Source organism: Phenylobacterium sp. (assembly GCF_036677185.1).
Taxonomy (GTDB): Bacteria; Pseudomonadota; Alphaproteobacteria; order Caulobacterales; family Caulobacteraceae; genus Phenylobacterium.
Genome location: NZ_JAKFEN010000042.1, coordinates 46541 through 68431 on the forward strand (window position 1 = coordinate 46541; position 21891 = coordinate 68431).

General features: G+C 68.5%; 23 protein-coding genes and 1 riboswitch. Of the genes, 11 read left to right on the forward strand and 12 right to left on the reverse strand.

Translation table 11 applies throughout. The annotated features are described in order from the left end of the window. Position 1: 1 nt before the first annotated feature. Complete coding sequence (gene hutU, locus V6M51_RS22015; RefSeq protein ID WP_332770378.1) at positions 2 to 1669, forward strand: urocanate hydratase; 1668 nt, start codon at positions 2 to 4, stop codon at positions 1667 to 1669. Further along, on the forward strand, positions 1666 to 2250 hold the full coding sequence (locus V6M51_RS22020; RefSeq protein WP_332770379.1) for a HutD/Ves family protein: 585 nt from the start codon (positions 1666 to 1668) through the stop codon (positions 2248 to 2250). The genes hutU and V6M51_RS22020 overlap by 4 nt, the downstream gene beginning before the upstream one ends. 51 nt (positions 2251 to 2301) lie before the next feature. Here V6M51_RS22020 and V6M51_RS22025 read toward each other — a convergent pair whose 3' ends face one another. Continuing rightward, positions 2302 to 3084, reverse strand: coding sequence for an SDR family NAD(P)-dependent oxidoreductase (locus tag V6M51_RS22025; RefSeq protein WP_332770380.1), 783 nt, complete (start codon positions 3082 to 3084; stop codon positions 2302 to 2304). Further along, on the reverse strand, positions 3081 to 3521 hold the full coding sequence (locus V6M51_RS22030) for a VOC family protein (RefSeq protein WP_332770381.1): 441 nt from the start codon (positions 3519 to 3521) through the stop codon (positions 3081 to 3083). Before V6M51_RS22030 ends, V6M51_RS22025 begins: the two co-directional genes overlap by 4 nt. A 245-nt stretch (positions 3522 to 3766) precedes the next feature. Between V6M51_RS22030 and V6M51_RS22035 the strand changes: the two genes are divergently transcribed. Both V6M51_RS22035 and V6M51_RS22040 read left to right on the forward strand, forming a co-directional pair. Next, positions 3767 to 4840, forward strand: coding sequence for an efflux RND transporter periplasmic adaptor subunit (locus V6M51_RS22035; RefSeq protein ID WP_332770382.1), 1074 nt, complete (start codon positions 3767 to 3769; stop codon positions 4838 to 4840). 32 nt (positions 4841 to 4872) lie between these two features. Continuing rightward, complete coding sequence (locus V6M51_RS22040; RefSeq protein WP_332770383.1) at positions 4873 to 8124, forward strand: efflux RND transporter permease subunit; 3252 nt, start codon at positions 4873 to 4875, stop codon at positions 8122 to 8124. Between the two features lie 155 nt (positions 8125 to 8279). Here the strand turns inward: V6M51_RS22040 and V6M51_RS22045 are convergent, their stop codons facing one another. Together V6M51_RS22045 and V6M51_RS22050 are read right to left on the reverse strand one after the other, a co-directional pair. Beyond that, positions 8280 to 10040, reverse strand: coding sequence for an ABCB family ABC transporter ATP-binding protein/permease (locus V6M51_RS22045; RefSeq protein WP_332770539.1), 1761 nt, complete (start codon positions 10038 to 10040; stop codon positions 8280 to 8282). A gap of 100 nt (positions 10041 to 10140) precedes the next feature. Then, complete coding sequence (locus tag V6M51_RS22050) at positions 10141 to 10917, reverse strand: hypothetical protein (RefSeq protein WP_332770384.1); 777 nt, start codon at positions 10915 to 10917, stop codon at positions 10141 to 10143. Positions 10918 to 11018: 101 nt separating this feature from the next. On the opposite strand from V6M51_RS22050, the gene V6M51_RS22055 reads away from it, so the two are divergent. After that, positions 11019 to 11618: a TIGR00730 family Rossman fold protein gene (locus tag V6M51_RS22055; protein ID WP_332770385.1), complete on the forward strand. Its 600-nt coding sequence runs from the start codon at positions 11019 to 11021 to the stop codon at positions 11616 to 11618. Between the two features lie 5 nt (positions 11619 to 11623). On the opposite strand, the gene V6M51_RS22060 is transcribed toward V6M51_RS22055, so the two are convergent. Together V6M51_RS22060 and V6M51_RS22065 are read right to left on the reverse strand one after the other, a co-directional pair. After that, positions 11624 to 12139, reverse strand: coding sequence for a GNAT family N-acetyltransferase (locus V6M51_RS22060; RefSeq protein ID WP_332770386.1), 516 nt, complete (start codon positions 12137 to 12139; stop codon positions 11624 to 11626). Then, on the reverse strand, positions 12136 to 13803 hold the full coding sequence (locus tag V6M51_RS22065; protein ID WP_332770387.1) for an NAD+ synthase: 1668 nt from the start codon (positions 13801 to 13803) through the stop codon (positions 12136 to 12138). The genes V6M51_RS22060 and V6M51_RS22065 overlap by 4 nt, the downstream gene beginning before the upstream one ends. 173 nt (positions 13804 to 13976) lie before the next feature. On the opposite strand from V6M51_RS22065, the gene V6M51_RS22070 reads away from it, so the two are divergent. Beyond that, positions 13977 to 14468 carry an SRPBCC family protein gene (locus V6M51_RS22070; protein WP_332770388.1) on the forward strand — a complete coding sequence of 164 codons (492 nt, stop codon included), beginning with the start codon at positions 13977 to 13979 and terminating at the stop codon, positions 14466 to 14468. Between the two features lie 83 nt (positions 14469 to 14551). Here the strand turns inward: V6M51_RS22070 and dksA are convergent, their stop codons facing one another. Together dksA and fliX are read right to left on the reverse strand one after the other, a co-directional pair. Further along, positions 14552 to 14980, reverse strand: a complete 429-nt coding sequence (gene dksA / locus V6M51_RS22075) for an RNA polymerase-binding protein DksA (protein WP_305675155.1) — start codon at positions 14978 to 14980, stop codon at positions 14552 to 14554. A gap of 98 nt (positions 14981 to 15078) precedes the next feature. Then, positions 15079 to 15510 carry a flagellar assembly regulator FliX gene (fliX, locus tag V6M51_RS22080; RefSeq protein ID WP_332770389.1) on the reverse strand — a complete coding sequence of 144 codons (432 nt, stop codon included), beginning with the start codon at positions 15508 to 15510 and terminating at the stop codon, positions 15079 to 15081. Between the two features lie 211 nt (positions 15511 to 15721). On the opposite strand from fliX, the gene V6M51_RS22085 reads away from it, so the two are divergent. Genes V6M51_RS22085 through V6M51_RS22095 form a run of 3 tightly spaced genes read left to right on the forward strand, consistent with a single transcriptional unit; the run spans position 15722 to position 17600 of the window. After that, positions 15722 to 16828, forward strand: a complete 1107-nt coding sequence (locus tag V6M51_RS22085; protein ID WP_332770390.1) for a flagellar basal body P-ring protein FlgI — start codon at positions 15722 to 15724, stop codon at positions 16826 to 16828. After that, complete coding sequence (locus V6M51_RS22090; protein ID WP_332770391.1) at positions 16828 to 17145, forward strand: rod-binding protein; 318 nt, start codon at positions 16828 to 16830, stop codon at positions 17143 to 17145. Before V6M51_RS22085 ends, V6M51_RS22090 begins: the two co-directional genes overlap by 1 nt. Before the next feature lie 11 nt (positions 17146 to 17156). Next, positions 17157 to 17600: a flagellar basal body protein gene (locus tag V6M51_RS22095; RefSeq protein ID WP_332770392.1), complete on the forward strand. Its 444-nt coding sequence runs from the start codon at positions 17157 to 17159 to the stop codon at positions 17598 to 17600. A gap of 7 nt (positions 17601 to 17607) precedes the next feature. On the opposite strand, the gene V6M51_RS22100 is transcribed toward V6M51_RS22095, so the two are convergent. Next, on the reverse strand, positions 17608 to 17964 hold the full coding sequence (locus V6M51_RS22100) for an ArsR/SmtB family transcription factor (RefSeq protein ID WP_332770393.1): 357 nt from the start codon (positions 17962 to 17964) through the stop codon (positions 17608 to 17610). A 159-nt stretch (positions 17965 to 18123) separates the two neighbouring features. After that, positions 18124 to 18293, forward strand: a riboswitch (FMN riboswitch). An 88-nt stretch (positions 18294 to 18381) separates the two neighbouring features. Here V6M51_RS22100 and V6M51_RS22105 point away from each other — a divergent pair. Continuing rightward, complete coding sequence (locus V6M51_RS22105; protein ID WP_332770394.1) at positions 18382 to 18879, forward strand: 6,7-dimethyl-8-ribityllumazine synthase; 498 nt, start codon at positions 18382 to 18384, stop codon at positions 18877 to 18879. A gap of 11 nt (positions 18880 to 18890) precedes the next feature. Then, positions 18891 to 19313 (forward strand): PaaI family thioesterase, encoded by a 423-nt coding sequence (locus V6M51_RS22110; RefSeq protein ID WP_332770395.1) that lies wholly within the window; start codon positions 18891 to 18893, stop codon positions 19311 to 19313. Between the two features lies 1 nt (position 19314). On the opposite strand, the gene V6M51_RS22115 is transcribed toward V6M51_RS22110, so the two are convergent. The 3 genes from V6M51_RS22115 to V6M51_RS22125 are packed head-to-tail and all read right to left on the reverse strand — an operon-like array spanning position 19315 to position 21673. After that, the gene (locus V6M51_RS22115; protein ID WP_332770396.1) at positions 19315 to 19605 is read right to left on the reverse strand and encodes a hypothetical protein; all 291 of its coding nucleotides are present in this window, start codon (positions 19603 to 19605) and stop codon (positions 19315 to 19317) included. A 14-nt stretch (positions 19606 to 19619) separates the two neighbouring features. Further along, complete coding sequence (locus tag V6M51_RS22120; RefSeq protein WP_332770397.1) at positions 19620 to 21296, reverse strand: pilus assembly protein TadG-related protein; 1677 nt, start codon at positions 21294 to 21296, stop codon at positions 19620 to 19622. After that, the gene (locus V6M51_RS22125) at positions 21296 to 21673 is read right to left on the reverse strand and encodes a TadE/TadG family type IV pilus assembly protein (protein WP_332770398.1); all 378 of its coding nucleotides are present in this window, start codon (positions 21671 to 21673) and stop codon (positions 21296 to 21298) included. Before V6M51_RS22125 ends, V6M51_RS22120 begins: the two co-directional genes overlap by 1 nt. Positions 21674 to 21891: the final 218 nt, after the last annotated feature.

A 21891-nucleotide genomic window follows, 5' to 3' on the forward strand; every position in this document is an offset into this window, starting at 1 on the left:
CATGACCCGCCTCGACACCACCCGCGTCATCCGCCCCGCCACCGGCCAGACCCTCACCGCCAAGAGCTGGCTCACCGAGGCGCCGCTGCGGATGCTGATGAACAACCTGCATCCCGACGTGGCCGAGCGGCCCGAGGAGCTGGTGGTCTATGGCGGCATCGGCCGTGCGGCGCGGGACTGGGAGAGCTTCGACAAGATCGTCGAGACCCTGCGCCGGCTGGAAGACGACGAGACCCTGTTGGTGCAATCGGGCAAGCCGGTGGGGGTGTTCAGGACCCACGCCGACGCGCCCCGGGTGCTGATCGCCAACTCCAACCTGGTGCCGCGCTGGGCGACCTGGGAGCACTTCAACGAACTCGATCGCAAGGGCCTGGCCATGTACGGCCAGATGACCGCCGGCTCCTGGATCTATATCGGCGCCCAGGGAATCGTTCAGGGCACCTATGAGACCTTCGTGGAGATGGGCCGCCAGCACCATGGCGGCGACCTCTCCGGCAAGTGGCTGCTGACCGCCGGCCTGGGCGGCATGGGCGGCGCCCAGCCCCTGGCGGCGGTGATGGCCGGCGCTTCCTGCCTGGCCATCGAGTGCAATCCCGCCAGCATCGCCATGCGGCTGCGCACCGGCTATCTCGACCGCTCCACCGAGGATCTCGACGAGGCCCTGGCCTGGATCGAACAGTCCTGCCGCGACAAGACCCCGATCTCCGTCGGCCTGCTGGGCAACGCCGCCGAGTTGCTGCCGCTGATGTTCGCGCGCGGCGTCCGGCCGGACCTGCTGACCGACCAGACCTCGGCCCATGATCCGATCAACGGCTACCTGCCCGCGGGCTGGAGCCTGGAGCGCTGGGCCGCCATGCGCGACCAGGACCCGAAGCAGGTGGAGGAAGCCGCCCGCGCCTCCATGGCCGTGCATGTCCAATCGATGCTGGACTTCCAGGCGGCGGGCGTCCCGACCGTCGATTACGGCAACAATATCCGCCAGATGGCCAAGGAAGAGGGCGTGGCCGACGCCTTCGACTTCCCGGGCTTCGTGCCGGCCTATATCCGCCCGCTGTTCTGTCGCGGGATCGGGCCCTTCCGCTGGGCGGCGCTGTCGGGGGATCCCGAGGACATCTACAAGACCGACGCCAAGGTGAAGGAACTGATCCCCGACAACGCCCACCTGCACAACTGGCTCGACATGGCCGCCAAGCGGATCAAGTTCCAAGGCTTGCCCGCCCGGATCTGCTGGGTGGGACTGGGCGACCGGCACCGCCTGGGCCTGGCCTTCAACGAGATGGTGGCCTCCGGCGAGCTGAAGGCCCCGGTGGTGATCGGCCGCGATCACCTCGACTCAGGCTCCGTCGCCTCCCCCAACCGTGAGACCGAGGCTATGCGCGACGGCTCCGACGCGGTCTCCGACTGGCCGCTGCTGAACGCCCTGCTCAATACCGCGTCGGGCGCCACCTGGGTGTCGCTGCACCACGGCGGCGGGGTGGGCATGGGGTTCTCGCAGCACGCCGGCATGGTGATCGTGGCCGACGGCACCCCGGCCGCCGCCAAGCGGTTGGAGCGGGTGCTGTGGAACGACCCGGCCAGCGGCGTCATGCGCCATGCCGACGCCGGCTATGAGATCGCGCTCAACGTCGCCCGCGAGAAGGGCCTGGACCTGCCGGGCATCCTCCCGTGACGCGCGTCCTGCGCGCCGTCGACCGGATCGCGGTCCCCTGGAAGAACGGCGGCGGGATCACCCGCGAACTGGCCGTGCAGCCTCCCGGCGCGACCATGGACGGCTTCGACTGGCGGGTCAGCATCGCCGAGGTGTCGGAGGGCGGGCCGTTCTCCAGCTTCCCGGGGATCGACCGGGTGCTGACCGTGATCGAGGGCGCGGGCCTCAGCCTCAGCATCGACGGGCGGACGGCCGTGACGATGGACGCCGCCTCCCCGCCCCTGGCCTTCCCCGGCGAGGCGCGATGCGAGGCCAGCCTGAAATTCGGGCCGATCCGCGATCTCAACATCATGGTCCGGCGCGGCGCCTATCGGGCCCATGTCCGGCGCCGTTCGCTGGACGCCGGCGACGCTCTCGCCTGCACGAGCGAAGCGACCCTGCTGCTGACGCTGGAAGCCGTCGCCGCGTCCTGGCCGGGCGGCGAGGCGGCGCTGCAGGCCGATGACGCCCTGCTGGTCCCGAGCGGGGTCTCGGTGACCTTCGCCAGGGCCGTACGGCTGGTCCTGGCCGAGATCGACGCCGCAGCCATACCACAAGGCTAGTCTCGGCGACCGCGGCCACCGAATGATGCGCCGTGGGCGGCGGGCGCCCGGTTAGTCGACCGGCACCGTGTAGTTGAGGGCCAGCCGTCCGCCGTCGGGATAGATGGTCTGGCCGGTCATGTAGGAGGCGTCCTCGCTGGCCAGGAACACGGCCACGCGGCCGATCTCCTCCGGTTCGCCGAAACGCTTGAGCGGGGTGCGCTGCAGGACCCTGCGGCGCGCGTCGTCATTCTCCATCACGCCCTTCAGGATGTCGGTGACGATGGTGCCCGGGCCGATGGCGTTGACCCGGATGCCGTAGGGCGCGAGGCCCAGCGCCATGGCCTTGGTCAACTGGCCGATGCCGCCCTTGCTGGTCACGTAGGCGACCTGGTTGGGGATCGCCAGGATGGCGTTGATCGAGGACATGTTGATGATCGAGCCCTTGATCTTGGCGTCGACCATGTGGCGCGCCACGGTCTGGCCGATGACGAAGGGCGCGCGAAGATTGATCGCCAGCACCCGGTCGAAGTCGGCGAGCTCGGCGTCGAGGATGTCGCCCGGGGCCAGGACGCCTGCGTTATTGACCAGGACATCGATCCGTCCCAGCAGGGCCGCGGCCTTGATCACCGCGGCGCGGGCGGCCTCGGCGTCGCTGACATCGCAGGTCAGCGCATGGACCTTGCGGCCCGACCTCCGGGCCAGGTCCGCGGCGGCGGCGGCCAGCCGCGGGCCGTCGATATCCATGAGGACCATGTCGCAGCCCTCCTTGGCGAAGGCCTCGGCGCAGCCCAGGCCGATGCCCCCGGCCGCCCCGGTGATGAGCGCGCAGCGCCCCTCCAGACGACCGCTCACCACACACCCACGTTCGGCATGGAGGCCCAGGGCTCGGCCGGCGGCTTGGCGGGACCGGCCTGCAGCAGCTCTATGGAGATGCCGTCCGGCGAGCGGACGAAGGCCATGCGTCCGTCGCGGGGCGGGCGGTTGATCGTCACCCCGCCGTCGGCCAGCCGCTGGCAGGTCGCGTAGATGTCGTCGACCGCATAGGCCAGGTGGCCAAAATTGCGCCCGCCGCCATAGTCCTCGGGGTCCCAGTTATAGGTCAGCTCGACGGTCGGGGCCTTGCGCTGGGCGGCCGCCGCCTCGTCGCCGGGGGCGCACAGGAACACGAGGGTGAAACGCCCCCCGGGATTCTCGGTGCGCGAGACCTCCAGCAATCCCAGCTTGTTGCAGTAGAAATCCAGCGAGGCGTCGAGATCGGCCACGCGGACCATGGTGTGCAGGTATTTCACGACGTTGGGGCTCCCTTCGAAGACTGGGCGCGTGGTTTGCCGGGAGGTTAAGGTCTGCGCAAGGCTGTGCTGCGAACCTATGGCGTAAAGGGTACAATATCCGCCGAACCACTTACCTGTCCGCGATTTCATTTGCGCTCGTAGGACGGTGGAATAACAAGGCGGCGCAACCTATTTGGTGAGCTGGGGCGTGCGGCCGGATTGGGACGGTCGCGACACTGCTGCTGCGCTCGGGGAACGGCTGGATGCGCTTAAAACCACAGTACCTCTTCGCCTTGATCCTGGTCGGGGTGCTTGTCCTGGCCTTCGTGGTCGGGACGACCATGAACGCCATGGGCAAGGCCGGAAAGGCCGAGGCCAAGACCACGGCCCAGACCAAGGCGGCCGATCCGACCGTCCAGGCCGTGCTGACCCCGGAGGTCGCCAAGCCCTATGTCGTCACGATCCGCGGTCGCACCGAGTCGGCTCGTAGCGTCGTCGTCAAGTCCGAGAGCGCCGGCGTGGTCGCCGCGACCCCGGCGGTGGAAGGCTCCTATGTGCGCAAGGGCGCGGTGCTCTGCCGCCTGAACGTCGACGCCCGCCAGGCCACGCTCGATCAGGCGCGCGCCAACGTGCGTTCGCGCCAGCTGCAGCAGAAGGCCTCGGCCGACCTCGCCGCCAAGGGCTACCGCTCCCAGACCCAGGTCCTGCAGGATCAGGCCAATCTCGACGCCGCCGCGGCCGCCGCGCGCCAGGCCGAGATCGGCGTGGAGCAGATGAACATCCGCGCGCCCTTCAACGGCGTGTTCGACAAGCGCGAAGCCGAGATCGGGACCTATCTGGCGCCCGGACAGGCCTGCGGCACCATGATCGAACTGAACCCGCTGCTGATCGTGGGAGACCTGCCCGAGACCGAGGCCTCCAAGGTCCGGGTCGGAGCGACGGCCACGGCCCAGCTGACCTCCGGCGAGAGCCTGTCGGGCCGCATCCGCTATGCGTCGCGCGAGGCCGACGCCATGACCCGCACCTATCGGGTGGAGGTCACGGCCAACAACCCGAATCTGATCCGCTCGGGCCTCTCGGCCTCGGTCAAGATCGGCACGGGCGTGGGCCCTGCCCACCTGGTTCCCCTGTCGTCCCTGGTGCTGGACGCCAAGGGCCGCCAGGGTGTCCGCTATGTCCTCGACGACAACCGCGTGGCCTTCTCCCCCGTCACGGTGCTGGAGGAAACCCCGCAAGGCATCTGGGTGACGGGCCTGCAAGGTCCCGTCCGCGTCATCACCGTCGGCCAGTCGTACGTGGCCGAGGGTCAAAAGGTTCGCGTGGGCGTCGCGCGCTAAGCGCGAGACGCTCGCCGTAGGAGACTGGGCAGATGATCGGACCTCTGATCGACGGCGCGATAAAACGGCGCAAGGTCGTGCTGGCCGTCACCCTGATCGCCAGCATCTTCGGCCTGTTCGCCTACCTGGCCATGCCGCGGGAATCCAACCCGAACATCGACTTCCCCTTCATCTCGGTGGTGGTGCCCTATCCCGGCGTCAGTCCCGAGGACGCCGAGCGGCTGCTGGTGCGACCGCTGGAGACCGAACTCCAGGCGATCGAGGGCATCAAGGAGATGAACGCGGTCGCCCGCCAGAGCATGGCGATCGTCAATCTCGAGTTCGAGGCGGACTTCGACAAGGACAAGGCCCTGGGCGAAGTCCGCGCCAAGGTCGACCTGGCCCGCGGCGAGTTCCCGCCGGACGCCGAAGAGCCGATCATCGAGGAAGCCAATTTCACCGGTGAACCGATCATCGGCATCGTGCTGTCGGGCGCCGCGCCCGAGCGGACCCTGTTCCAGATCGCGCGCTCCCTGCAGGATCGGCTGGAAAGCGCGCCCGGCGTGCTGGAGGTCTATCTAAACGGCGGTCGCGAGGAGTTCCTCGAGGTCACCGTCGACCCAGCGCGGATGGAGGCGGCCAACGTCACCACCGGCGAACTGGCCCAGGTGATCGGGCGCAACAACCAGCTGGTGCCCGCCGGCAACCTGGAATCCACCACCGGCAAGTTCGCCGTGAAGGTTCCCGGCGTCGTCGAGAAGCCGGAAGACATCCTGGCCCTGCCGATCAAGCGGAACGGCGACCGCCTGATCACCGTCGGCGACATCGGCGACGTGCGCAGAACCTTCAAGGAAGCGACCCTCATCACCCGCTTCAACGGCCAGCCCGCCTTCTCGGTGGACGTGGCCAAGCGCTCGGGCGCCAACATCCTCGATACGGTGAAGGAGGTCCGCAAGGTCGTCGCCGAGGAGCAGAAGCGCTGGCCCGAGACGGTCAAGGCCAACTACATCTTCGACGAAAGCGACTTCATCGGCCGCACCCTGGTGGTGCTGGAGAGCGGCCTGCTGACCGCCACCATCCTGGTCATGCTGATCATCGTGACGACGCTCGGCATCCGCCAGGGCCTGATGGTCGGCGCGGCGATCCCGGCCTGTTTCCTGCTGGCCTTCCTGATGCTGAACGCCAACGGCGTGACCCTGAACCAGATGGTGATGTTCGGCCTGGTGCTGGCGGTCGGCATCCTGGTCGACGGCGGCATCGTGGTCGTGGAGTACGCCGACCGGAAAATGGCCGAGGGCATGCCCAAGGAGGAGGCCTTCGCCGCCGCCGGCAAGCGCATGTTCTGGCCGGTGCTGAATGGCACCCTGACCACGCTCTGCGCCTTCCTGCCCTTCCTGTTCTGGAACTCGATCCCGGGCAAGTTCATGAGCTTCCTGCCCATGACCCTGTTCTACGTGCTGGGCGCCTCGATCTTCATCGCCCTGATCTTCACCCCGGCCCTGGGGTCGATCTTCGGCCGCAAGGCCGCGGTGGACGCCGAGCACCTGGCCGAGATCGAAAAGTCCGAGCGCGGCGACCCGCGCGAGATGAAGGGCTTCATGGGTTACTACGCCCGGATGATCGACGTGCTGGGCCGTCACCCCGGCCGCACGTGCTTGGCGACCCTTGGAATCATCGTCGCGATCGTCATGGCCTTCGGCGCGGCCAAGAAGCCCTCGGAGTTCTTCCTGCAGCAGGACCCGGAATGGGTGAACGTCTATGTGAAGGCCCGCGGCAACCTCTCGCCCCAGGCCCAGGACATCCTGGTCAAGCAGGTCGAAAACCGCCTGCAGGGCATCAAGGGCGTGAACTCGATCTTCACCCGCACGGGCACCAGCAGCCCGGGCGGCGGGCCCAACTCCGCCCCCAACGACACCATCGGCCGCCTGAATCTCGACTTTGCCGAGTATGAGGAACGCCAGGCCCTGGGCCTGGTCGGCAAGGACATCGCCAATGCGGTCCGTGCGCGGGTCACCAACCTGCCCGGCATCGAGGTCGAGGTCCGCGAGCCGCAGGGCGGACCGCCCACGGGCAAGGATGTGCAGGTCGAACTGCGCGGCCAGGATCCGGTGGCGCTCAACGCCGCGGCCGACCTGGTCAAGGCCAAGTTCGCCAGCGATCGCCAACTCTATGAGATGGAGGACAATCGCACCTCCCCCGGGATCGAGTGGAACCTGGCGGTCGATCGCGAGGCCGCCGGCCGCTACGGAGTCGACGTGCTCTCGGTCGGTCAGGCCATCCAGTTCGTAACCGGCGGCGTGCTGGTGGGACGCTTCCGCCCCGACGACGCCGACGACGAGCTGGACATCCGCGTCCGCTTCCCGCCCGAGGCGCGCAACGTGGCCGCCTTCGACACTCTGAAGATCCCGACCGCCAGCGGTCCGGTGCCGGCCAGCTACTTCATCAAGCAGATGCCGGCTCAGCAGGTCACGACCATCCAGCGCCGCGATGGCCAGCGCCTGGTGGTCATCCAGGCCAACACCATCGAGGGCGTCGACGCCAGCCCCAAGATCGAGGAGCTCCGGCCCTGGCTGGAGAAGGCCAATCTCGACCCGTCCGTCCGCTGGAAATTCACCGGCGCCGACGAGGAGGGCCGCGAGGCGGCGGTGTTCTTCATGACCGCCATGGCCGTGTCCCTGTTCCTGATGGGGGTGATCCTGCTCTGGCAGTTCAACTCCTTCTACGGGGTGTTGGTGACGCTCTCGGCGGTGGCCCTGTCCACGGTCGGGGTGCTGCTGGGGGTCGTGGTCAACCTCGGCCACACCTTCGATTACATCTCGGTGATCATGCTGGGGACCGGGGTCGTGGCCCTGGCCGGCGTGGTGGTCGGCCACAACATCGTGCTGGTGGACACCTACTACCAGCTCCGGCGCCTGGGCTTCCCGGCCGACGAGGCCGCGGTGCGCGCCGCCGCCCAGCGGTTCCGGCCGGTGATGCTGACCACCCTGGTCACCGTCGTCGGCCTGCTGCCGCTGATGTTCCAGGTGCACCCGAACTTCCATGGCATGCACATGGAGTACAAGGCGCCCGGTTCGGAATGGTGGGTGCAGCTCTCAGGCGCCGTGGTCTGGGGCCTGTCCTTCGCCACCCTGCTGACCCTGATCCTGACGCCAGTCTTGCTGGCCGCGCCCAAGGTGGCCTCGCGTCGGTTCGCCTGGTTCTGGAGCAAGACCGGCGGCAAGGTCTTCAAGCCCCGCCAGACGCTGTCGCGGAAGCCCTCGGTGGTGTTCGGCGACGATGACGGCCTGCCCAAGGCCGCGGAGTAGTTGGCTTTTCCCTCCCCTTCATGGGGAGGGCAGACCGCGTAGCGGTCGAGGGTGGGGCTTTCTGAAGCTTCCGCGCGACTTGCCGGACTTCCCCACCCTGGTCGCTTCGCGACCGGTCCCTCCCCATAAAGGGGAGGGAAAAGGAGCGCGACGCCTCAGACTTCCCGGGTCTGCCGGCGCCAGAGGGCGGCGTATTCGCCGGCGTTCTCCAGCAGCTCGGCGTGGCGGCCCTGCTCGACGATGCGACCGCGGCGCAGGACCAGGATCAGGTCGGCGTCGACCACGGTCGACAGCCGGTGGGCGATGACCAGGGTGGTGCGCCCTTCCCTCACCTTGCGCAGGGTGGCCTGGATCGCCTCCTCGGTGGGGCCGTCGAGAGCGCTGGTGGCCTCGTCCAGCACCAGGAAGCGCGGATCGGCCAGCAGGGCGCGGGCGATGCCCACCCGCTGGCGTTCGCCGCCGGAGAGCTTTAGGCCGCGCTCGCCCACCAGGGTCGCCATGCCGTTCGGCAGGCCGTCGATGAAGGCGCCCAGCTCGGCGGCCTCGGCCGCGGCGCGGACATCGGCGGCGCTGGCCTCGGGCCGGGCGAAGGCGATGTTGGCGGCGATAGTGTCGTTGAACAGGGCCACGTCCTGCGGCACCAGGGCCACCGCCCGGCGCAGGGCCGATTGCTTCACCTGGCGCAGGTCGACGCCATCAAGGGTGATCCGGCCGCTCTGCGGATCGATCAACCGCAGGGCCAGGCGCACCGCCGTGGTCTTGCCCGCGCCGGAGGGACCGACCAGGGCCACCGTCGAGCCCGGCGCGGCGCGGAAGTTCATGCCGATCAGGCCGGTGGAGCGGGCGTCGTGGCGGAACTCCACATCCTCGAACACGATCTCGGCCCCGCGCCCAGTGGCGGGCGGCAGGTCCCGCGCGTCGGCCGCGTCGACGATGTCGGGCTTCAGCGCTGTCAAAGCCACCATCTGCTCCATGTCGATGAAGGCCTGGCGGATCTCGCGGTAGTTGAAGCCCAACATGTTGAGCGGGCCGTAGATGCCGATCAGCAGCAGGATGGCCATGGTGACGTCGCCGATCCGCATGCGGCCTTCCAGCACCTCATACCCGGCCATGACAGTCATCAGGGCCAGGCCCAGGTTCAGCACCACCGACTGGATGGCGTTCAGCAGGGAGAGCGAGGTGTTGGCCTTCACACCGGCCTTCACATAGTCGCCCATGGCCGCCTCGTAGCGGCCGACCGTGCGGACCTCGGAGCCGAAGGTCTTGACCGTCTCGTAGTTCAACAGGGCGTCCACCGAGAGGCCCGCCGTGCGGCTGTCGGCCTCGTTCAGCTCGCGCCGGTGGGCCAGCCGCCAGTCGGTGATCTTGAAGGTCAGGACCGTATAGACGACGATGGTGGCGAAGGCGGTGAGAGCGAAACGCCAGTCCAGCCGGGTGGCCATGACGATCATGGCGAGGACCAGCTCGATAGCCGTGGGGCCCAGGTTGAACACCACGCTGCGCATCAGGAAGTCGGTGGACCGCGCCCCGCGGTCGATGATCCGGGCCATGCTGCCCGTCTGCTTGCCCTGGTGGAAGTCCAGCGACAGGGCGAGCGCATGGGCGAAGGTCTCGGTGGCCGCCTTGGCCATGGTCGACTGGCTGACCACGGTGAAGATGGCGTCGCGGGCATAGGGCGCGCAGGCCGCGACCAGGCGCAGGCCGACGAAGGCGAGCGCGAAGGCCACGAAACCGACGCCGACCTCGGCCGCCGGGGCGCCCGCGCCAGGCGCCAGGGTGTTGATCGCCTCCCCCAGGGCCACGGGCGCGCCCACTCCGGCCAGCTTGCCGACGAAAACCAGGGCCAGGGAGGCGCTGACCCGCCATTTGAGGCCGGGCGCGCCCGAGCGCATGACCAGCCGGCCGAGATCGGCCATGGAGCGCCAGAAGTCGAACTTGACCGAGGCCGGGGAGATCGCGCCGGGAACGGCGAAGCCGCGCGCCGTGCTGGGGTGGGCGAAGGTCAAGTCAGGGCGCTCATTTCAGCAACAGGGTGGACTGGGCGCCGCCGCCCGGCGTCATCCAGTCGACCCGCAGGCCGGAGCCCACCTGGGCCGCGCGGAACGGACCGTTGGCCAGCGGCGGCGCGGAGGTCGCGTCGACCATGACGGAGTTCTCGGTCGCGTCGCCGAACACGTCGACCTGGTGCGCCCCGGGCGGTAAGGGCTGGGTGAGCGCGATGGCGTAGCGGCCGGTCGAATCAGCGCGACCGTCGGCGGTCTGGCGCCCGTCGATATGGACGCTGAGCGCCGCCCCGGCCGGAGCACGGCCGGAGACCACCGCCCCGCCCTCCCGGTCGAAGTCCACGGCGTCCAGGCCGTGCTGGCCGCGCGGTCCGATGCGCAGGGCTCCTGCTCCGGCCCTCAGCAGCACGGGCTCGCCCTGGGGCGTGAGCAGCAGATAGCCCTCGCCCTGGGCGGTGCGAGGCCCGCTGGCCGCGGAGATCCCGTAGATCCGCGCCTCCGGCGAGGCCGGCAGGGCGACCCGCCAGACGCCCTTCGGGTCGGCGTTGGCGAAGACCGCGTCGCCGGCGGGCGTGGCCAGCCGCACCCTGGCGCCGGCCGGGGCCGCGCCGGACAGCATGAGGCTCCCCCCCTGGAGTCGGGCGGCGGTGACGGCAGGGGGCGTCAGATAGGCGGTCTCAGGCGGCGCCTGGGGCGCCGTTCCGGGCACCATGACCGGCGGGGTCCCCTCGCCGCACCCGGCGAGCGGAGCCCACAGGGCTGCGGCGATAAGAATCGGGGTGCGGGACACGACTTGCTTGAAACTCCTTAACCCGGATCATAGCTAATTGGACCTTCCAGGCGCATCCGCAAGCGCGCCCGGAACGGAATATTCTCCCGGAGCCTAAGCGAATGGGGCCAAAGCCCGCCCATCTGGAATCGGTCTGTGTGTTCTGCGGGTCGTCCGACGCCGCCGAACCGCAGCTGCTGGCCGACGCGGCGACCCTGGGCCGGGGCCTGGCGGCCGAGGACCTGACCCTGATCTATGGCGGCGGCGGGGTCGGCCTGATGGGCGCCTGCGCCATCGCGGCCCACGAGGCCGGCGGCCGGGTGCTGGGCGTCATCCCGCACTTCCTGAAGGAGCGCGAACGCAGGCTGGACGTGGTGGAGACCATCACCGTCAGCTCGATGCACGAGCGCAAGCAGATCATGTTCGAGCGGTCCGACGCCTTCGTGGTGCTGCCCGGCGGCATCGGCACGCTGGAAGAGGTGGTGGAGCTGCTGTCCTGGCGGCGCCTCGACCTGCACGCCAAGCCGGTGGTGTTCTTCAGTCCGGACGGCTTCTGGGCGCCGCTGTTCCAGCTCTTCCAGCACACGGTGGATCACCGCCTGACCCCCGCCTCGTTCATGCAGAGCTGGATCTCGGTCGATCGGATCGAGGATGTCATCCCCGCCCTGCTCGAAGCGCCGGGCGACGTCGAGACGCCGCCTGTCGCCGCACAGATGACCTGAGGCGCTCAGCGCTCCAGCAGGATCACGTCGTCGTGGTAGTTGGTCCGCGCGAATTCGCGGAAGCCGGCCTTTTCGGCCACCCGCAGCGATGGCGCGTTGTCGGGGCTGATCATACAGACCGTCCGGCCGCCGGCGAACCTCTGATCGGCCCAGGCGAGCGCCGCATTCACCGCCTCGGTGGCGTAGCCCTTGCCGTGGACGGCGGGCGACAACACCCAGCCCATTTCCGGGGTCTCGCCGAACGAGGGCGTCATCTGGCGCTTGAAGTCGGCGAAGCCAACCTCGCCCACGAACCGCCCGCCAGCCTTCTCGCGCACGGTCCAGAAGCCGTAACCCATCTGGTCCCAATGGCCGACATAGCGCAGCAGCCGCGACCAGACCTCGTCCAGGGCCGCGGGCTTGCCGCCGATGAAGCGGGTGACCTCGGCGTCGCCCCACATGGCGAAGCAGTCGTCCAGGTCAGCCTTCACGTGGCCGCGCAGGATCAGGCGCTCGGTCTCGATGATGGGGGCGCGGCTCACGCCTTGGTCACCTGGTCGCGGAAGCCGTTCACGATGGGATAGCGGCGGTCGCGGCCGAAGGCCCGAGCTCCCAGCTTCACCCCCGGCGCGGCCTGGCGTCGCTTGTATTCGGAATTGTAGAGCAGGCGCTGGATGCGCTCGACCGTGGCCGGGGCATATCCGCGGGCGACGATCTCGTCGAGAGTCGCCTCCTCCTCCACCAGCCCATGCAGGATGGCGTCGAGTTCGGCATACTCCGGCAGGCTGTCCTGGTCCTTCTGGTCGGGCCGCAGCTCGGCCGACGGGGCCTTGGTGAGGATGCGCTGGGGGATCGGATCGACCGCCACGCCATAGGGATCGTTGGCGTTGCGCCACTCGCAGACCGCGTAGACGTCGGTCTTGTAGAGGTCCTTCAGCACGTTGTAGCCGCCGCACATGTCGCCGTAGAGGGTGGCGTAGCCCACCGCCATCTCCGATTTGTTGCCGGTGGTCAGCAGCATCAGGCCGAGCTTGTTGGAGAGCGCCATCAGCGACAGGCCCCGCGCCCGGGCCTGGATGTTCTCTTCGGTGAGGTCCGGCGCCTTGTTCTCGAAATGCGGCGTCAGCATCTGGGCGAAGGCGTCGACGGCGGGCGCGATGGAGATTTCGTCCAGCCGGCAGCCGATCCGGCGGGCGCAGGCCTCGGCGTCCTCCAGGCTCTCTCGGCTGGTGTATTTCGAGGGCAGCATGAAGCAGCGGACGTTCTCCGCGCCCAGCGCATCGGCGGCAACAATGGCGCTGATCGCGGAATCGACGCCGCCGGAAAGTCCAAGCAAAACACCTTGGAAGCTCGATTTCCTGACGTAGTCCCTCAGGCCCATGACCATGGCCCGGTAGATCTCTTCCGGTCCCGTCGGCCAGACGCTCATCGGCGCCTCGACGCAGGTCCAGCCAGCCTCGCCCTTCTCCCAGGTCGAGAGCGCCAGCGCTTCCTCAAACATGGGCAGGCGCATGACCACCTCGCCCTTGGCCGAGAGCGCGAAGGAGCCGCCGTCGAAGACCAGCTCGTCCTGGCCGCCGACCTCGTTGACATAGACCAGCGGCAGGCCGGTCTCGGCGACGCGCGCCTTGGCCACGTCCATCCGCTCGTGGTCGGCGGTCCGGCGGTAGGGTGAGCCGTTGGGGACCAGCAGGATCTCGGCGCCGCGGGCCTTCAGGTCGCCGCAGACGCCCGGCTTCCAGATGTCCTCGCAGATCGGCGCGCCGATCTTGACGCCCTTCCACTCGAAAACCTCGGGCCGGTCGCCGGGTTCGAACACCCGCTTCTCGTCGAAGACCCCGTAGTTGGGCAGGTCGCACTTGAAGGCCAGGCCCTTGATCTCGCCGTCGGCGAGGAAGGCGAGCGCATTGCGTGGCCGCGAGGCGGCGTCCTTGCCGGGCCAGATGACGCCGATCAGGGCCGCCGGTCCGTCGCGGGTCTCCAAGGCCAGCCGCGCGACCGCCGCCTTGCCCGCCGCCCAGAAGGCGGGCTTCAGGGCCAGGTCCTCGGGGGGATAACCATTGAGGAACAGTTCGGAGAAGAGCGCGATGTCCGCCCCGGCGGCGCGGGCTTCCGCCAGGCGCTCCCGCGCCAGGGCCTCGTTGTGGGCGATGGCGCCCACGGTGGGATTGGCTTGAACGGCGGCGATGACGAGGCGGTGAGTCATGCCAGACATTTAGCGTCGCAGTTGATGGATCGCTACTGGCCATGACGCCCGGCCGCGCAAGGCGTTCCGGCACGATGGGGACCTTGGTCGCAAAAACTTTGCGGGACGGCTGTCGGATGGCGCCGTCCGCGCGCGTCCTAGGGGCGTAGCTCGCAAATGACGGAGAGACCCGAATGACCGCCCGAGCCGCCCAAGCCGCCCCCGCCGACGAAAACCGGGAACTGGTGCTGACCCGGATCATCGACGCCTCGCCCGAGGCCCTGTTCCGCTGCTGGACCGACCCCGAGCTGATGAAGCAGTGGTTCGCGCCCAAGCCCTTCACCGTCCCGGTGGTCGAGACCGACCTTCGCGCCGGCGGCGCCAGCCTGGTCGTGATGCGCGACCCGGACGGCAATGACTACCCGAATCCCGGCGTCTATCTGGAGGTCGTTCCGAACCAGAAGATCGTCTTCACCGACGCCTTCACCGAGGCTTGGGCCCCGTCCCAGAAGCCGTTCATGGTGGCGACCGTCACCTTCGAGGACCTGGGCGGCGGCAAGACCCGCTACACCGCCACGGCCCGCCACTGGACGGTGGCCGACCGCGAGACCCACGAGCAGATGGGTTTCCACGAAGGTTGGGGTATCTGCGCCGACCAATTGGCCGTGCTGGCCGCCACGCTGTAAGCGTTCGGCCCCCGCGTCCTCTCCCCCCGAAGACGGGTGGAGAGGAGGAGGTGTGGCAGGCCGCCGAGCTGAGGCGCTGAGCCTCAGTCGTCGCGATGAACGCGCTCGCGGCGCTCGTGGCGTTCCTGCGCCTCGAGGCTGAGCGTCGCGATCGGACGGGCTTCCAGACGGGCGACCCCGATAGGCTCGCCGGTGTCTTCACAATACCCGTACGAATTGTCCTCGATCCGGCGCAGGGCGTCGTCGATCTTGGCGATCAACTTTCGTTGACGATCGCGGGTGCGCAGCTCCAGAGCCCTGTCGGTCTCCGAGGTCGCCCGGTCCGCGAGGTCCGGATGATTCTCTGTTTCGCTTTGGAGATGGACGAGGGTCTCGCGGGATTCCCGCAGGATGTCCTCTTTCCAATTCAACAGCTTCTGCTTGAAATACTCAAGCTGACGCTCGTTCATGAATTCCTCGTCCTCGGAAGGACGATACTCGGGCTTGTCGGCCAACATTACCGCCGTGCTCATAGACGCCTCATGCCCCCTGGGAAACCGCCCCGACAACACGCGGAGCGCTTATACCAAAACAAAAACGGCTTTCAACGAACCTCGCTCGTCACGCGCGTTTAGGACGCAGAATTCGCGCGCTCAAGCTTGGCCAGTTCGACCGCCGCCCTCACCTCGATCTCGTCGAGAACGCCCGAAAGGCGCTCATCGTCGACGCTCTGGCGTTGATCGCGGACCGCCGCGCTCAACCGCTCCAGGTCGCCCTGCGAGACCTCGCCGGACAACATGCCCAGCTTGACCTCGTCCAAAATATCCAAGATTCGCCCGGCCCGGCCCACGGCCCTGCGGCGGCGCTCCATCGGCCCGCCGACGTCCTGCAGGGCGAGCAGCGCATCGACGCTCATCACCCCGCCCAAGGCGCTGGCGCGCGCTACCTGCGCGGGTCCCGCGGGCGCGGCTGGCTCGGGCAGACGGAAGCCGTCCCCACCGGCCGGATGCGCTTTGCCGGGGCCTTTCGCCGATCCGACGCCACTCGTGCCACTGACCTTCATGGAGGCCCTTTACCGACGTTTCGCGAGTCAGTCTCGCTCCGCATGTTTAGGGTATGGTTAATGCCGGGCAATTTCTGCCGCCAGCCCGTGTGGCGTCCCGACGCACCACGGCCCCGTCCTTTGTTTTCATTGGATTTTACCTGAAGTCACCGCTGGCACGCGGCTCGCATGGGCTTGGCGGAGCTCAAAGTCGGTTTTGCGTCAGGATCCCATGCGTTCATCGTTCCGCGTCCTCAGCGCCGTCATCCTGGCCGCCTCGCTCGCCGCGGGGCCCGCCTTCGCCGGGTCGCGGATCAAGGACATCGTCGAGTTCGAAGGCGTCCGCGAGAACATGCTGGTGGGCTACGGCCTCGTGGTCGGCCTGAACGGCACCGGCGACAGCCTGCGCAACGCGCCCTTCACCAAGCAGAGCCTGGAAGCGATGCTGGAGCGGCTGGGGGTCAACACCCGCGACGCCAACATGAACACCAAGAACGTGGCCGCCGTCATGGTCACGGCCCGCCTGCCCGCCTTCGTGGCCGCCGGGTCGCCCATCGACGCCAGCGTCTCGGCCATGGGCGACGCCAAGAGCCTGCAAGGCGGCACCCTGCTGGTCACGCCGCTGCTGGGCGCCGACGGCCAGGCCTATGCGGTCGGCCAGGGCACGGTGCAGACCGGCTCGATCGCCGCCGGCGGCGCCTCGGGGTCCTCGGTCTCCAAGGGCGTGCCCACCGCCGGCCGGATCGCCGCCGGCGCCATCGTCGAGCGCGAGATCGGCTTCCAACTCGCCAGCATGAGCTCGATGCGGCTCACCCTGCGCAATCCGGACTTCAGCACGGCCGGCAAGATCGCTGGTGCGATCAACACCCGCTACCCGGGCTCGGCGCGGGCTGACAATCCCACCATCGTCACGATCAGCGCCCCGCGCGGCCAGGACATGGTCTCCTTCATCTCCCAGGTCGAGAATCTGCCGGTCGAGCCCGACGGCCCCGCCAAGGTGGTGATCGACGAGGTCGCCGGCGTGATCGTCATGGGCGAGAACGTGCGCATTTCCACGGTGGCCATCGCCCAGGGCAACCTGACGATCACGGTGCGCGAGAGCCCGGCGGTCAGCCAGCCGGCCCCCTTCAGCCGCGGCGAGACCGCCGTGGTTCCGCAGTCCGACGTCTCGGTCGAGGAGGAGAAGGGCAAGCAGTTCCTGACCGTCAAGAACGGCGCCTCGCTCTCCAGCCTGGTCTCGGGCCTGAACGCGCTGGGCGTCACGCCCCGCGACATGATCTCCATCCTGCAGACCATCAAGGCCGCCGGGGCCCTGCAGGCCGACATCGAGGTGATGTGATGGCCGATCTCGCCGCCGCCGTCGTCCCGCCCGGCCTGACTGCCGGCGCGCCCACCGCCGTCAGCACCGCCGAGCTGGCCAAGCGCGGCCAGATCGAGAAGACCGCCAAGGACTTCGAGGCCTCGTTCCTCTCGGTGATGCTGAACCAGATGTTCGCCGGGGTCTCGACGGAGGCCCCGTTCGGCGGCGGCCACGGAGAGGAAATGTTCAAGTCGTTCATGTCCGATGCGATCGCCAAGAAGGTGACGGCCTCGGGCGGGCTCGGCGTTTCCGACGCCATCGGGCGGGAAATGCTGAAGCTTCAGGGTTTGAGTTAGGAGACCGCGCCATGGCGCTCGCAGCCACAGACGCCGACGACCGCGTCGGACAACTGATCATGCTGACCGAACGGCTCACCGAGCTGGTCGCGCTGGAGGCCCTGGCCTTCGAGCAGCGCCGGCCGCAGGACGCCGCGGTCCATATCGAAGAGACCTCGAAGCTCGCCAACCTCTACCGGCATGAGTCGGCCCGGGTGCGGGCCGATCCCAGCATGGTGGCCAGCGCGCCCCAGGCCCAGCGCACCCGGCTGATCCGCGCCACGGAGGCCTTCGACTCGGTGCTCGCCCGCCAGGGCCGCGCCCTGGAGGCCGCCAGGACCATCACCGAGGGCCTGGTCCGCGCCATCGCCGACGAGGTGGCCGCCCAGCGTAACACCGGCACGGGCTACGGCGCCGGCGCCATGCCGAGCGCGCCGGGTTCAGCGACCTCGATCACGCTCAACAAGCGCGCCTAGCGTCGGATCATTCCTCGCCTGGAGACTTCGCCTTCGCGGCGTCGGCCTTGATGAGGGTTTCCAGCGCGTCCAGCCGCCGGCTCCAGAAGGCCTGATAGTAGTTCAGCCATTCGGTGGCGTCGGCCAGGGGCTCGGCCTCGATCGAGCAGACGTGCGAGCGGCCCTGCACCCGGCGGCGCAGCAGGCCGGCGCCTTCCAGCACGCGCACATGCTTGGACGCCGCGGCGAAGGACATGTCGAAGGGGGCGGCGAGCTCGCCGATATTGCGCTCGCCGCTGGCGAGGCTGCGCAGCATGGCGCGGCGGGTGGGGTCGGCCAGGGCGTGGAACACGTGGTCCAGGGCAGGCGATTCTTGCAAAACCATGCGGTTTAGGTAGCGCTTCTACGACCTCAATTCAACCATCAGGTTCAATGTTTAGCTTCCGCTGGGGCAGTTCACGAAGTCTCGATCCGGCGATTTAAACGCTTGTTTGAGCCTCAAGGTCGCGCTTAGATTGCCGCATCACCGGGCCGTTCCGGTGAAACGCGTTCTCAGGGCGGGGTGAAAGTCCCCACCGGCGGTGATGGCGCTTCCCTCGCAAGGGTGGATCGCACAAGCCCGCGGGCGCCTGGCTGGCCGTGAGGCTCGTCAGGGACAGCAGATCCGGTGCGAACCCGGAGCCGACGGTTAGAGTCCGGTTATGAGAACCGCTGACGGCAGGACTCCAAGCGCATCCGCGCCCGGAGTCGGTCGACGGCGTCTCCCTGAGTCGTGGTTCCAACCCCGATCAGGGAACTGACCATGACCCAAGTCACCTACGAACTGCCCACCGCCAACGGCGCCTTCCGCCAGGCCCGCATCGCCTTCATCCAGGCGGGCTGGCACGCGGAGATCGTCGACAACGCCTATCAGGGCTTCATCGCCGAGATCGGCCAGCTCGGCTTCGCTGAGCAGTCCATCGACCGCTTCGAGACCCCCGGGGTCTTCGAGATCCCGCTGCACGCCCAGACCCTCGCCAAGACCGGCCGCTACGCCGCCATCGTCGCCGCGGGCTTCGTGGTCAATGGCGGCATCTATCGCCACGACTTCGTCTCCCAGACGGTGATCTCGGGCCTGATGCAGGTGCAGCTCTCCACCGAGGTGCCGGTGTTCTCCGTGGTGCTGACGCCGCACCACTTCCATGAGCACGAAGAGCATCGCGCCTTCTTCCGCGACCACTTCCTGGTCAAGGGGGCGGAGGCGGCCCAGGCCTGCGCCAAGACCCTGCACAGCCTCGCGCGGCTGGCGGCGGCGGCGTGAGGCGGGGGATGATGCACGAGACCCTCGCCGTCCCGCCCGGCTTCGAGCGGCACTTCCGCCAGAGTCCGCTCACCGATCCCTGGGAGCCGCTCTACAGCCGCAAGACCGACGATGCGGTGATCCTGGGCCTCGTGGCCGAGGCGGCCCACACCAACAGCCGCGGCTTCGTCCACGGCGGGCTGATCAGCGCCCTGGCCGACAACGCCATGGGCCTGTCCTGCGGCGTGCGGCTGGGCGGTGGCGCCAGCCTGGTGACCGTGAACCTGACCCTGGACTTCCTGGGAACGGCGCGGATCGGCCAGTGGTTGGAGTTCTCCACGGTGTTCGTCAGGCCCGGTGGGACCCTGTCCTTCGCCCAGGCCTTCGTCACCGCCGACGGAGAACCCTGCGCCAGGGCCAACGCCGTGTTCCGAATGATCAAGAAGGCAGCGTGAGTCAGGTGGCCGCCGGCGATGCATCCGGCGCCGGCGGTCGCCAACCTTGTTCCAGGAGATCGAGCGCCAGGATCGCCGCGGCCTCCAGGGTCAAGGTTTCCAGATGGTCCAACAGGGCCAGGCGCCGGGCGATCGTCGGCGTATTGGCGTAGAGCGCGCAGATCACATGCAGGCGACTGCGAATCTTGGGTGAATTGACCGGGCGGGCGGGCGGCGTCACCGCCAGGCCGCCCGGCTCGTGCGGCTCCAGCTCCACGTCCCACTCGGGCTCGCTGTGCAAGGCTGAATACATGGCTACCCTCCCCTTCAGGCCACCAGCGCCGCGTCGCGGCACCGTAGACCGTTAACCCGTACGTCGGCCTCGCCCAGGCGCACGCCGAGCAATTGGGTTAGGCCGTTGATCACCCCGTCCAGCGGCGCGGCCGCCGCGGTCAGAACGCCCTGAACGGCGCTCGTGATCGCCCCCACCCCGAGCCCCAGGCCGAGTACATTGACCGTCAGTTGGGTCTGTCCAAGCAGGCTGGACACGGTCGCCTGCGCCGCGTCGTCGGTGGCCACGGTCTTCACCGTCGCGGCCTGGATCTCGGCCCGTGTGAAGCGCGCGGTCTTCCAGGTCAGGCCTCCGATCTGCACATTGGCCGAGCCGGTGGCCTTGACGAGGGCCAGGTCGATCAGCTTGCCCGGCGAAACCGTCAGAGGCTGGGTGAAGTCGTCGATCTTCGTGGTGTCGATCTGGCCGACCTTCAGCGTGCCGATCCCAGGACGGACGAAGAGCGTCGCGGCCTGGGCCGCGGCGTCATCGGGGCACTCCAGGCTGGCGAGCTTGGCCTCTCCGGAGGCGGCCTCGATCAGCACCGGGATCTTCACGGGTTGCAGGCCCATCACGCCGAGGGCGCCGAGGGCCTTGGCCTCGACATAGAGTCGGGTCTGGGCGGTGCGGACGATGAGGTCGCCGTCGCGATCGACGCCGATCCAGGGCGAGTTGTTGGGACGCTCCCCGATGGCCAGCCAGACATCGACATCGGCCAGGCCGGGGACGCCGGCCGCCAGGTCCAGCTTCACCTGCCGGCCCTCCTGCGCCAGCAGCAGCAGGGCGTCGGCGATCTCCATGGCGCTGAGCTCCACCTTGGCGCTGTCGGCGCCGAGGATCTGGTCCTGGGCGCCGTAGGGGCCGAGGTCGATCAGCCGGTCGAGTTCCGCCGGCGTCGCCTCGCCCGCCGCCGTGGCGAGCTTGCGCGCGGCGGTCGCCGCGCCGGCCTCGCCGTCGGCGTCCAGCACGTCGGCCAGGACCGAGAGAGCCGTGCCGGTGGAGATGTCGCCGTCCAGAACCTTGTCGAAGGAGGCGCCTTGTAGGTTGATCTCGGTCTGCAAGGCCTTGGAGTAGTCGAAGAGGTCGACCTGGGCCCCGACAAGCGAATTGTAGTCCATCACCGTCAACGACACCGAGCTGCCAGTGAGCTTGGTGAGGAGCTGGTTCGCCAAGCCGCCCTGCAGGGAGGCCAGACGGGTACCGATGGAGAAGCTGGCCAGCTCCGCCCGCGCGGCGATGGCCTTTCGAGCGATCGGCAGGCTGGGTCGGCCCGTGACAGCCTGGGCGAAATAGAGCTGGGCCTGGCCGCGCACGACGACACGGGCTGCGTTGGGGGCGGCGGCCCCACCCTGGTACCGAGCGGCCGGGGCGATGGCCGGATCGGGTGCGTAGGCGCCCGTACCGACATCGAGCTGCAGTCCGCCGGGCCAGTTGTTGGCGTCGATCGTGGCCTGGGCCGCGGCCTGCGCATGGCTGAGGTCACGCGCCGCGGCCATGGCCGCGAGATCGGCGATCCCCTGCAACTGTCGGCTCTGCAGGAAGACCGAGCCCACATCCACGGCCAGGGCGGCGAAAGCCATGATCAGCACCGAGGTCGCGGCGGTGAAGATCGAGACGGTCCCGCGCCTGTCCTTCAGGAGACGGCGCATGAATCGGCGTTGCGAACGGTTCATCAGTAGCCTCCCAGGCGAACCACGGCCTCGCGATGAATGATCGAGGACGGCATCGGCACGAGTTCGTCCATCGCCCAGAAGGGCGATCCCGAAGCGTCGTAGTCGACCTGGACCGCGAGCCGTTGCCCCTGGCTGATGACGTTCACCTGGGCCGATGCCGGATTCAGATAGGCGTAGCCGCCCGCGTCCTGCCCAAGGGACGCCTTGGCGAGGATCTGGCGCTCGGCGTCGTCGAGCCCGGCGATGGCGGCCCGCGCACCATCATTGGCGAGTTGCTGCACGGCGTGGGCGATCCAGAAGTAGCCGCCGTAGCTGACGATCGCCATGAACAGGACCATGAGGAACGGCATGACCAGGGCGAATTCGATCGCCGCCACGCCCTGCTCGTCGCCATTCAGTCGCGAAAGTTTCCGCTTCGCACCCATAGCCCCACCCTCGTTTTCCGTTTTGCCGGATTGTGGGGAAACGATGCAGACTGCGACGTATTGACGCGGTGTATCCGGATTATGCGCGATTGACGGCGCTTGCGTGGTTTCGCCGCACACGCGCCAAAGTGTCCGACCCGCCTTGCACAACCTGAGAAATCAACGCAAAC